Raw genomic sequence first — 13,669 nt, 5'->3', positions numbered from 1 at the left:
AATAAAAACATAAAACAACGTTTAAAGTTACTTTTTAAAATCTACTTATTCGTGTTCACTCAGAATCTTTATTAATACTTTATTAAGTTCTGTCACTTTAGACGTTCCGTCAAATTTAAAGTATTGAGTATTTCCAGCATTCGCTTCTTCCTGGTAATAATCAACTAAAGGTGCGGTTAAATTATAATATTCTAATATGCGTTTAAACACGATCTCTTTTTTGTCATCTTTACGAATAGTTAACTCTTCACCGGTAATGTCATCTTTGTTATTAACTTTTGGCGGGTTAAAAATAATATGATAAATTCGTCCTGATGAAGTATGAACACGACGACCGATAATACGTTCAAGAATAATATTATTAGGAACATTAAATTCTAAAACAAAATCAATATTAATTTTTTCGTCCTTCATTGCATGTGCTTGAGGAATTGTGCGCGGAAAACCATCTAACAAGAAACCATTATGACAATCATCTTGTTTAATACGCTCTTTAATTAATGCAATCACTAATTCATCTGTTATTAATTCACCTCTATCCATTACCTCTTTTGCTTGTAAGCCTAGTTCACTACTGGCTTTCACAGCCGAACGCAACATATCACCAGTTGAAATTTGCGGGATCTTAAATTTATCTACAATAAATTTAGCTTGAGTTCCTTTACCAGAACCTGGAGCTCCGAGCAGAATAATACGCATTATTTTTAGACCTCTTGCTTCTTTAGGCTTTTGTAATTTAAAAACAACTTGCCATATTATAAATATGATATATTACTTTAAAAACATACAAAATTTTTAAACTTAATTTTTATAAACATAACATTATAACAATGAATTACAAATATTTTATTCAAAATTAAAAACAACTCAATCAATTACTTAAGCAATAATTCATTGAGTTTACGAATGAATAAATTAATATCTTCCAGAGTACCACGCTCCGCTAATAGCGCTTGATCTAATAAGATATTAATCCAATCTTCAAAGAGTGCCTCATTGTCAACTTGCAGTACTTTTTTAACTAATGGATGTGAGGGGTTTAGCTCAAAGTTATATTTTACCGCTGGTGTAGATTGACCCGCCGCAGTAAATAATTTTTCCATTTGCGTGCTAATTTCATCAGAATTAGTCGTGACAATAGCTGGAGTGGAAGTTAAGCGATGAGTAAGTGTAACTTTTTTTACACGTTCACCTAATAATATTTTTACACGATTAATAAAAGGTTGAAGCTGTTTTTCTTTTTCTTTCTGGTCAGCTTTATTTTCATCTATAAGTGCATCAAGTGATTTATCTGCTTTACTCACCGATTGAAACTGTTTACCATTAAACGCAAATAAATAATTCATCATCCATTCATCGATACGATCAGATAATAGTAGTACTTCACTCCCTATTTTACGGAATAATTCGAGATGAGGACTGCTTTGTGCTGCTGCATAACTATCAGCAGTGATAAAGTAAATTTTATCTTGACCTGTAATCATCCGACTCACATACTCTTCTAGAGAAACATTTTGTATACTAGTGTTATTGTGCGTCGATGCAAAACGCAATAATTTAGCGATAACTTGACTATTCGCGCTATCTTCCGCAGGACCTTCTTTCATCACTAAACCAAATTTCTGCCAAAAAGATTGATATTTTTCAGCATCAGATTTCGCTAATTTTTCTAACATTTTGAGCACACGTTGTGTTAATGCACTACGTAAACTAGAAATTAATGAGCTATTTTGTAAAATTTCACGTGATATATTAAGTGGCAAATCATTTGAATCTAATACACCACGTACAAACCGTAGGTAATTCGGTATAAACTGCCCAGTATCATCCATAATAAAAACACGCTGAACATATAATTTTAAACCATGTCGTTGTTCGCGATTCCACAGATCAAAAGGTACTTGTGAAGGAATATATAGTAAAGTAGTATATTCTTGCTTACCTTCAACACGATTATGAGCCCATATCAAAGGATTTTCATAATCATGAGAAATATGTTTATAAAACTCAATGTATTCTTCATCTAGAATTGTAGATTTCTTGCGCATCCATAATGCTTTTGCTTGGTTAATTACTTCCCATGTTACCGTACCATCTTCTTTATTTTTATTTTCAATTTCAATAGGTAGTACAATATGATCAGAGTATTTATTAATTATTGAGCGTAAACGGTCATTATCTAAAAATTCACTTTCATCAGCTTTAAGATGTAAGACAATTTCAGTACCACGCTCAATTTTTTCTATATCAGCGACTGTATACTCGCCTTCTCCAGATGACTCCCAAAAAACACCTTTATCTACTGAAGCCCCTGCCGCTCTACTCTGGACGGTCACTGTATTTGCAACAATAAATGCAGAGTAAAAACCTACGCCAAATTGACCAATGATTTGAGTATTTTTTTGTTGATCACTACCCAAGGAACTTAAAAAGGTTTTTGTTCCTGATTTTGCAATCGTCCCTAAATTATCAATAACTTCATCACGACTCATACCAATTCCGTTATCAGAAATTGTTAACGTTTTATTCTCTGTATCCACTTTAATGCGAATGCGTAATTCACTATTATTTTCATAAAGTTCTGGTTTAGAGAGTGCGTAAAAACGCAATTTATCAGCTGCGTCAGATGCATTTGAAATAAGCTCACGCAAAAAAATTTCTTTATTTGAGTAAAGAGAGTGAACCATTAATTGCAGTAATTGTTTAACTTCTGATTGAAATCCGCGAGTTTCCTGTTTATTCATACTCATTGTATAACCTCTATATAATCGGTTTTAGGTAGTTTTCACTTATCAATGCAATTCACATTGGGGCAAAAAGTAACAATTCAACTATTTAAAGAAAAAAGCCTTTACATAGACCAAACGACATATGTTAATTAAAATAATAATTATTACATAATTACATACGATAGTGCATTGTTTATACTTTTTTAATTAAAAGACAAAACTACATGAAAAACTTGTACAATAGGTAATTCGCAAATTAAAGTATACCAAAATGCATGCATAAATACGTAGAAGTATTTGACCTAAATAGATTAATAAAATAATAACGTTTAAAATAAAAAGAATTAATAATCAAAAATTTATTGACTAGAAAATAGACGGAATATTGTATACTAGAACAGATTGAATCTGATAGATTCCTACAATATATTTAAAAGTATATAAATTTGTATTTAAGTTACTTCGCATCAGTCTAAATGTTTTCATCCCATAATATTTTATTATGGCTTATATTGCCATAGCATAGTTTTCTTTAACAAATTAATAACATCATCATGATAATAAAACTACTCAATCAAGCATGGCATTTTACTATCTCAGTATTGCCATAAAACTTTATTAATAAAACCCTTAATAGCGCAATAGTCTTAATTACATATGAGACTTCACTTAACTACAATACTTTACACTATAATTAGTAAATATTTTAAAAATTAGAAAGTGATCAACTTCATAAAATAGTAAATGCAATCGTTAAAAAAATCTTAAATTATTGATATTTATGTCAATATAATTTATAGAATATTACTATAGAACAATCATCAAAAGTATACTCATAGATATTCATTATTTATGTTAGCGACTTAATAATTTACATAAAATATATTTGGAGGATTAATCTACTAAGATTAATATTTAAATTTTATAGCAATATTATCAGTATAATAAATTTTTTAAATCTGTTATTTTTAAAATCATGCAAGTACAATACCTCTTTTCTATTTTTTTAGAGATTTCATATAGTATTTAAAATTTACCTAAAAATAACACAAGTATACTAAAGTAACGTCACAGGCTCAAACAAACATTACCAACTTACATCATTCATAATTGTTTTAATTCTGATTATTCAGATGATATTCAGTGATATAATTAATCACTATTTCAATTATAATATTTACTCAGATTTCGCATAAGATTTGTTATATGAATACTAAGTTAGTTTTAATAAATAAACGCATTAACACCATCTTGAATCAAACAACTTAAAATATTGATAGAAAATATCACGAGACGCAATAATGATCATTTTCATTTGCATAATACTCAAGCTCTTTATCTAATTTAAACACATCTTCTATATATTAACTATTGAATAATTAATATGCATGATAATAATTATTTTGTGTTTTCTATGAGGATTCAATCTATATATCGCAGTTAATCACTCTAAAGTATTTGAGTAGAATCATCAAATATACTTGCTACTCATAGAGTATTCTTACGCACTGCTAAAATTTAATTCAAAAGAAAAAATGATCCATTAATCCATATTTCACACACGCTTACTAAATATTATTTAACTTAGTTTACACGTAATAGTTACGTTAGAAATTAACGTTATATTACTCATGATTTCTAAAACTATTTTTTATTAAAAATAGTACGAAATTATTATCTACAACAATCATTAATATTTAAATAACGATAAAACTATTTCATGCAAAATAATACTATAAAATTATTCTATGTATCTAAGATACTAGATCTCACTAATACTTTTAGTCAAATGAATTAGACTACTTTCTAACAATACAGAATCTTAAAAGGATTATGTATATCTTTCTCTATACATAAGACCAAGCTTTGAAAACAATTTGTTTATAACATCTTATAAGTAAAATAAATAAAAACGATACATTACTACAGTATACCAATACTAAAATAAACGAACATTCATGCACCACACTAATTACAACTTAGCACGAAAAGGCATTTATATCTATTATTTCCACCTTCATTGGTGGAAAATTTGCATTAAGATGGAATTTTAAAGCCTGGTGGAAACTGCATGCCCTTTGAAACGCCAACCATTTTTTCTTTTTGAATTTCTTCAATACGACGAGCTGCATCATTAAAAGCAGCTGCAATTAAATCTTCTAACATATCTTTATCATCTTCCAGAAGACTTGAATCAATTTTAACACGGCGACAGTTATATGAACCATTAACTGTAACTTTTACCAAACCAGCACCAGACTCACCTGTTGCCTCTAGATTAGCAATTTCTTCTTGAACTTTTTGCATTGTTTTTTGCATTTTTTGAGCTTGCTGCATCATGTTACCCAAACTATTCTTACTAAACATAATTATATCTCACAACTAAGACTACAGATAGGATTATTCATAAAAACTGTAGCATTAAATAGGACGAATACTTTCTTCATACAACTGTGCATCAAACATTAAGCGCAATTTTTGAATTGTTTTATCCGCAATTACAGACTCACGAGCTTGTTCTAATTTTTCTTTATAAATCATTTGTCGCCACTCAACCGGTGTTTTTATTTTCGCATCATTATCTTCAATAATTTTTAATGTAAGTTGGTAGCCATAGCGTTGACTTAATGCATTTTGTAAAGCTTCATGTGCTGTACTTTTATTAAGATAACGTTGAGCAGGACGTAAATGAAGAAGAATTTGCAACTTATCTATCTTTTCTATATATGAGTTTAATGCTAATTGTTCAGCTAATTTCGTAAGATTTAATTCTGCTATTTCAGCTGACCAACTATCTCGTTTACGACCTTCCTCAATAATCTTCACTGTTAACTCAGGGAATTTCTCATATTCTAACACCTCTTTAACTTCTATTGACGTTATGGTAGATTTTTTTAGTTCAGCATTCACAAATTGTGAATACTCTTGGTATGAATTAGTTTTTTTAGATTGTTTATGTTCAGAAGAAAGATTTCTAGCACTTTTTTGACACTGAGTAGTGACTGCAGATAGTTGATCGACTGCTAACATTCCTGATATAGACTGTGCATCTATAACTGGTTTATTTTTTTTTTTAAAGAATCTTCACTTTTTGAAAATCTTAAAGACTCTCTTGCTTTTAGTAGCTGCAAAGTAGGACTGTCTTCTAAAACTATCGTTCTCTCTGGCATTCGTGGTAAGACTGATTCTGCAGGTTCAACATCGGCAACTGGCTTCTTAGGTTGAATATCGACTGTTTCATCTGTAATATCTTCTATAATATTCTTGGGATGAAATGCCAATGCACGTAATAGAGTCATTTCAACTCCCATACGACATGTCGGTGCATAAAGAAGCTCTTTACGACCAACTAAACACGTTTGATACAATAACTGCAGGTCATCTGGAGAAATAATTTTCGCAATATCCTTGAGCCTATCATTTATTGATGACGCATTTATTTCTTTAATGTGAGGTAACAACTGAATCATTGCAATACGATGTAACAATGATAATATTTCAATCAGAAAATTTTCCCAATGCACACCAAGATTTGCTGCGTTTTCAACTTCTGACATTACAGTAAGACTATCTTCTCGAACAAGTGCCTCTATGATCGCTAAAGGTTGTGTTTTATCTAATGTACCCAACATTTGTCTAACCACATCATCCGTTACTTTTCCTTGCCCCATAGCTATAGCTTGCTCAGTTAAACTTAACGCATCACGTAAACTACCCTCCGCAGCAGATGATATGAGCTCCCGAGCACAACTATCATGTTCAATTTTTTCAACATTTAGAATATACTCAAGTTGTTTACTGATTTGAAGTATATTTAACAACTTTAAATGAAAATGCAAACAACGTGATAAAATCGTTACTGGTAACTTTTGCGGATCCGTAGTTGCAAGAATAAATTTCACATGCTCTGGTGGCTCTTCAAGAGTTTTTAACAATGCATTAAAGCTGTACCGTGATAACATATGCACTTCATCAATTAAATAAACTTTAAAACGACCTTTAGAAGAAGCGTATTGAACATTGTCTAATACTTCTCGAGTATCTTCTACTTTAGTGCGTGAAGCAGCATCAATTTCAATCAAATCAATAAATCGTCCTTGTTCAATTTCTTGACAATTGACACATGTTCCGCAAGGTGTTTCCGTAATCCCTATCTCACAATTAAGGCCTTTAGAAAATAAACGAGCAATTGTTGTTTTTCCAACACCACGCGTACCCGAAAAAAGATAGGCATGATGAAGTCTCTGATGTTTCAGACTATTGGAAAGTGCAGTCAAAATATGTGTTTGACCGACGACATCTAAAAATTTTTGAGGACGCCACTTACGAGCAAGTACTTGATAACTCATACGTATGTATTTTTTTTAAAAATGATAACCATATTTTCTACCATAAAATTAAATTCTAATACTGCATCTATTATGAAAACAATAGACAATAAGATTATTTTTTAGGAAATTTAACTAAACTAAATGAATTAATTCCTTCTGATTCCAGACGTTCCACTCCACCTAAATAAGGCAAACTCACCACAAAAGCAGCATGAACAATATTCGCACCAAGTTGTTTAATCAGTTTTACTGTCGCCTCAACAGTACCTCCAGTTGCTAACAGGTCATCAATTACTAATACTTTGTCTTCTGGTTGAATGCTATCTTTATGAATTTCAAGAGTATCTTGTCCATATTCTAAGTTATATGTTATACTTAACACTTCTCGCGGTAATTTTCCTTGTTTACGAACCGTCACAAAACCAAGGCCTAAACAAAAAGCTACTGGTGCAGCAAAGAGAAAACCACGAGCCTCAGTACCTACAATTCTAGTAAACTTTCTTGCCTGACAATACTCAACTAATAAATCAATACTCGCTTGATAAGCAAATGGGTTATTTAAAAGTGTTGTAATATCACGATATAGTATTCCTTGTTTTGGGTAATTAGGGATAGAAGTAATGTTTTCTTGAATTAACTGTAGTTTTTTCTCTCTAACAATCATAATATATACCAATTATAATAAACATAAAATATAATCTATTTAAGATTTTATAGAAATACAATAAGAAGCTATCAATTCATAATATTTTTTGTTTATTAATATTAACATATTTATGATATATCACTTTCATTGAGACAAAATGAAAATTCAGGCTCTTTTAGATATGATAAAAACGCAAATTCATATTTTGCAAACTCGTATTAAACCTATCGCAGATCAAAAATTTTCACATTCTCGTTTTGACATGCAGTTATTTCGCCATAAATCAACACATTTAAGTAACTGTCAAAAAGAGTTGCAAAATTTGTATAACCAACTTCGCCATAGCGTATTGCTTAACCATATAGAACAAGTAAACTTTTTAACTGAAAAAATTTCATATCAAATTCAAGCGCTATCACGGGAGCTATCTACACAATCACTACGTAACAAAGAAAGCGCTTTCTTAGAGAAGAAAGAAGACGGTGATTTGTATAAACGTCTTGCTCTATGCCAAAACTATGAACGTCGTTTACTCAATATGTTTAATGAAAAAGAATTATATATAAATACACTAACTAATCATAAAAAACGGTATCAATGCAAAAAAGATCTTGTTACTTTGGCGGGCCGCTTATATCGTTGTCGTCAATCTTTGATACGCATTGAAAAATTAATAGAATATCAACACAACCAATTATTGGAATAAATAATACATGAGTATGCGTAAAATTTTCTATTACACACTCTGTAGACACATAAATATCTATGAGTTTTATTTTTTTAAAATTTTATACATTTAAATTTATATTACATTACAAAATTTTAGATCGCCCGATAACTATCTGAGAAAGTAAACTACAAACAACCTATCTACTCAATCATCAACTTTAGTGTCATTTTTAATTGTTTATTCTCTTTAGAATCAGATTATATTCTTATACTTCATCAACCTTTTTAAATTGTAAAAATTAAACTTTAGCAAACAATAGGCAAAATTGAAATGTTTCAAGGTACAATCTATCAATAATACTCTTCACTTAATTACTTATTTTAACTTGTATTCCTCATTTAAAAATATAAAATCACAGTTGATAATTGAATGCACTTGTATTGTAATTAACAAAATTAACACTCAAACTCAGTTAATAATTACATTTATTATTAAATGTTATAAAGCTTAGCATTATCTATTTTCCTTGATCTCAATTTTAAATGTAGTCAAAACAAAAAATTATTTATTCTTAATTAAAGAATCAAATAAATAATTGATATATTATGATTTGTGTCATAAAGATATTATTTAATATAATTATTACTTAAAAGAAACCATCATAATTATAAAAAATGTATATATTTTACTCATATCAGCGCTCAACCATTTCATAATCCCTCACTCAAATGAGTTTAATTTCTATATTCTAAAACAAGACATTGTTCAGATAATTATTCAGTATGTACTTCAATGAGTTATTAAATACATATTAAATGATATAATAGTAATTAATGTTATTTTCAAATATTTGATAATAAAATCGTAAAGATTAGTGCTCGCGATATCTTTCCTGACTAATAAAAAATGATCTCTTTTTATCAACGTCAAAGAAGAGAAAATGTCTTTCAATCACATTACAGTGGACACTTACTGAAATACTGCTAACATTAATAACTCATCTCAAAAATTACTTACACAAATAGTTAATAAATTAATCAAAATTTTCGCTAATATTAATCATTTAATTTTCATTAACAATTGATACATTAATCAAGTAACAGCTAAAAAGTTATTTATTATTTTATGTATCAATGGTAAGAACGTAAACGTTAAATGCATACACTAAGAGGTCTATTCAATATAACTTTGACAGTTATTTCTTTAACATTTCATAACATATTTTAAAGTAACATCATAAAAATTCTAAAACTTAACTCTTGAAATTACATGGAACGTATTAATTAAATTTATTTTTCTATTTTTATAATTCAATAAAGTAGATAATATAAAATACCTGAAAATATTTGACTTCTATTACTCTGTTCAGAAATGTCACTAATATGTTTTTTGAATATAAGTGTTTTTATTTAAGCTAAGAGCTGCAAAAATGTTCCCTCTATCCTTAATATTACCTTATAATTGCTATCATTAAATAAACTAAACCTTGAGTTACCATTCTAATATATTCTAGTCATACTAAAAACTTTTATCTGTATCATATACTGTGTAAATGATAGCTATGTACTTTGTTTTATTAGTACTTTCATCAACGCTTACGATAGTAGTCTTGAAACGCTCCGACAATACTAAAATAATCTTTTAATAATTAAATATCTAACGTACGTTTAAACTAATTCCACTCTGATTTTTAATCAGTCCTCTTGATAAAAGTATAACACAATAACACATAATACTTTTTCTAATAAAATTTTTATAAACAAAGTTTTATTGGAAAGTTACTTCAACAAAATATAATAAATAAATAAAACATCTCAGACGCATTAAATTTCCGGGATGTATGGTATGAGCTTTAAGTAACAATAATTCAATTTTTTGAAATGTTTCTCTCATTAATATCAATCATGCAATATTCTTTAATTTTAAATACATCAATAAAAATAATTATATTTTACGAAAATTAAATATAGTTTCTTACTTTATGCTGGTTGAAGTACATAAATATTAAATAAAAATTATTTATTTCATTGAAATGATATAAACAATCAAACACGAATACATTCTCACGAAGAATATAACATTGCATAAATATCGATATCGTCTAACATTTTGTAAATAAAAATACAAAACGCACGTAATAATTAACTAATAACCTAAAAACTTAAATTAAAATTAATTAAATCATATACTACATTTAAGATGTATAATTGTAACTACTACTACAATCCATCAGTAATTCAACAATTTATTTCAATTATAATAAAATAAATAGTATAATATTAAAGAAAATTATTTAAACTGTTATGATTTAATAAAATCTTTATCTAAACATTATAATTTAAAATATTAGCAATGCTTTATTATTACAGTAATTTCACTAAACTATAAAGCTTGTTATTTGTATTTCACTATATCTTCTAATTATATACTTTAAATAATTCAAGCTGTATATTTGGTAAAAATGATCCTTCAAATTTAAATAATACCGAGTAAACTTAACAGTTAGAAATTTATAGAATGAAAATTATAGTAGAATTTACATCTATTACGCCAAATACTGCATTTCAGAAAAATCCTATTTCATATATAGCCATCATACCCTCACACCATCTTAATATATAATTTTGTGCTCAATAAGAGTAAATTACCCTTATTGAGCACAAAAACATGATCAACATTAAAAAAACACTTAAACAGCGCTAGCAAAATTTGAAAGATAAAAGTGGTGAAACTAATACAAAAAATTTATTTTATTATTGCATTAAACGTATATCACGAATTAATATAAAAACAAAATATATGATTATCTATATAACATAAAAAAGAAAATACAAATCCTAACAATGACTTTAGAGAGAATATTAAACGATCAGATGAAAATTACTAAAAGACAAGTTATGCTCATTTAATGAACTTGATTGTATAGTAGATAATCATATCAAAAATAAACAAAAACAAAGTTAGTTTTGACATCTAGATTAATACTATATAAGATATAAATAACAACAAATTCTCAAACAGTAGTTTCTAAAGTGTTTGTAAGTACATAATTAATTGTACTAATATTTTCAATAAATAAATGTAATAATTATGTTCACATTCATAACTATTTCACTTAATTATTATAATAAACTATTTTTAATTTTATGAAATATAATGATTAATTTAATTAAATTTACATACACGATCACATCATCCACCAAATAATACAATGGAATGTAACAATCAATAAACGTTTGCATTACATATAGATATACAATAAATAAAAACTGTGTTGTTTCTGATAAAAGTAATAAATGATTAAAGCCTGTATCTAAGTACAGCTCATAGTAACTATCAGCAAGTACTATATATGTTTTTATATAATTTACTTAAATATAATAATTTATCTTCATCAAAGTTGTAATAAACATTATTTTTAGTACATTTTAAATTAGTAAACTCTATGCGAGACAACTAATCAGCAATATGATAAAAATTAAAAAACCTAATGTGAAAATAGATCAATACATCAGTCCTGATTAAACAAATTCTACATGAATAAGTTTATAGAAGACATTAATGCATTCTATATATCATCTAAATATAATATCTTTTCTATATTTTTATAAACGTTAATTCATGTAATGAGCCTTACTTATATAGGACCATGTCCCTATACTTCAGTGTATTATATCATATAAATTATTATTTTGTATCTTCTGTCGTCATGCACAAAACAGATATTAAAATAATAATAAAGATTGAGAGAGCACGCACGAAAGATTATAATTAAAACAGTGGAGAAAACGATCACTTCTAAGAATGCTATTTCTTATTAGAGACTAGAAAACATAGGTATTTTCGCGAGCTAGTAAAAAGTGAATGTTCTATTCATTGACGTTATTATCAATACTCATTCTATTGTTACTAATCTAAGTTACTAATCTAAACTGTTAATTAAATACATTAAGTTACACATCTCGTCAAAAGTATTGCAAAAAATAAGCAGTTCAGTTTCTAGTTGTGATAGATTCAGTACGTAGATTAACGAGTGCAATTTTTTATCATATTTTTTATGATTTTCAATATTTAAATTTTAATTTTCTCATTTAATATAATAAGTTATCTTAATATCACTCAATGGTTTTTCTGCATGCTCTACATGTTTTTCAGAAAAGCATATGTATGTATAACATTTTTCTTCTTAGTAATGGAGGTGAAACATTATTAACTACTTAACTACTAGTTGCAATAGAATAATTTTAGATTAGTAATATTATTTAAGGAATATTTTAAATATTAACTTTCTTTTCTAAACAATTACATATGTAGATGTACCGAAATAATCAATGTACATGAAGTATTTTACTATTACATATATTCAAGAGTCATTTTAGTCAGATCTACACCTCTCAGAGAGTTTATTAGCAAGCGTATACACATATTACTAAAGAGTAACATCCTAATATTTTATATGATTGAGAAAACAACATATAAATACGACAGACATCTATTATCGCGTGATGTCTTATAAAGATAAATTTTTTAGATAATATTTCTATAACAATACTGGTTCTTAACGTAAGATAAGAAAACGAAAGAAAATTTATCATTGTTAAGCGTCAGATTATCAAAAATATATTAGATAAACTAAAAATATTATGAAGTGATACAGAAATCCAAAAATATTAAAATATTAGTTTTCAGCATCTTAGACTGACATTAATTATCTTGTATTATGTAAAACTAAATAATTTCTCACTCTTATTAATCCAGATCTGCATCATAATAATATATAAGGTAAGTTACCTCTCTCCTCAAAGAGTTTTTGCATTTTTTATACAATATTTCCTTCAATAAAAAATTAAAAAATTTACTATAGTATATTATTTTATGATAGGTATAAAATTATTCGCGCAATAGTAAAACAATAAATCATAATCATAGCACACTATTGTTAACTACATCATATTTCTAGTCTCTACTCACTGTTATCACAACTAGCTCCATAAATTAAGAAAGCTGATAAAACAATATCATTGCAGAGAGAATAATCAAGTGATGTTAAAAAACGGATTACACTTCATAATTTTATGAAGTTTTATACCAAGATCTTAACACGTCATATTAGCTAATAATTCATTATATGTTATAATTATTGTCTAATTTATTAAACCAGTAAAATTTTAATTTGTATTTTAGATATAATTGTTAATTACAAAATCTAAATCAATTGATCTTAATTTACACGATAAATAAAAATATTCAAAAAACATAACAACTAAAGCGACTTATCTGATCCACTGTGTCA

General features: G+C 27.5%; 5 protein-coding genes and 1 pseudogene. 1 reads left to right on the top strand and 5 read right to left on the bottom strand.

All coding sequences use genetic code 11. The features are described 5' to 3' along the window. Positions 1-45 precede the first annotated feature (45 nt). The 5 genes and pseudogenes from adk to apt all read right to left on the bottom strand — a co-directional run bounded on the left by adk (position 46) and on the right by apt (position 7,724). Positions 46-699: an adenylate kinase gene (adk, locus tag GFV14_RS01235; protein ID WP_457914528.1), complete on the bottom strand. Its 654-nt coding sequence runs from the start codon at positions 697-699 to the stop codon at positions 46-48. Between the two features lie 176 nt (positions 700-875). Then, entirely contained in the window at positions 876-2,750 is a 1,875-nt protein-coding gene (htpG, locus tag GFV14_RS01230; protein WP_457914527.1) for a molecular chaperone HtpG, read from the bottom strand. Between the two features lie 2,016 nt (positions 2,751-4,766). Next, entirely contained in the window at positions 4,767-5,096 is a 330-nt protein-coding gene (locus tag GFV14_RS01225) for a YbaB/EbfC family nucleoid-associated protein (RefSeq protein WP_457914526.1), read from the bottom strand. A gap of 54 nt (positions 5,097-5,150) precedes the next feature. Continuing rightward, a pseudogene (dnaX, locus tag GFV14_RS01220) lies at positions 5,151-7,078 on the bottom strand (DNA polymerase III subunit gamma/tau). Positions 7,079-7,172: 94 nt separating this feature from the next. Beyond that, entirely contained in the window at positions 7,173-7,724 is a 552-nt protein-coding gene (gene apt, locus GFV14_RS01215; protein ID WP_457914525.1) for an adenine phosphoribosyltransferase, read from the bottom strand. A gap of 139 nt (positions 7,725-7,863) precedes the next feature. On the opposite strand from apt, the gene priC reads away from it, so the two are divergent. Beyond that, positions 7,864-8,412, top strand: a complete 549-nt coding sequence (gene priC, locus GFV14_RS01210; RefSeq protein WP_457914524.1) for a primosomal replication protein PriC — start codon at positions 7,864-7,866, stop codon at positions 8,410-8,412. The last annotated feature ends 5,257 nt before the right edge of the window (positions 8,413-13,669 follow it).

Origin of the sequence: Candidatus Hartigia pinicola (assembly GCA_020541205.1) — a bacterium.
Classification (GTDB): Bacteria; Pseudomonadota; Gammaproteobacteria; order Enterobacterales; family Enterobacteriaceae; genus Hartigia; species Hartigia pinicola.
The sequence above is the reverse complement of the archived record's forward strand: the minus strand, read 5'-3'. Positions and strand labels throughout refer to the sequence as shown.

Excerpts from the sequence above, each read along its gene's own strand:
- priC (WP_457914524.1), top strand. The coding sequence starts at position 7,864 with ATGAAAATTCAGGCTCTTTTAGATATGATAAAAACGCAAATTCATATT.
- apt (WP_457914525.1), bottom strand. The coding sequence starts at position 7,724 with ATGATTGTTAGAGAGAAAAAACTACAGTTAATTCAAGAAAACATTACT.
- adk (WP_457914528.1), bottom strand. The coding sequence starts at position 699 with ATGCGTATTATTCTGCTCGGAGCTCCAGGTTCTGGTAAAGGAACTCAA.
- htpG (WP_457914527.1), bottom strand. The coding sequence starts at position 2,750 with ATGAGTATGAATAAACAGGAAACTCGCGGATTTCAATCAGAAGTTAAA.
- GFV14_RS01225 (WP_457914526.1), bottom strand. The coding sequence starts at position 5,096 with ATGTTTAGTAAGAATAGTTTGGGTAACATGATGCAGCAAGCTCAAAAA.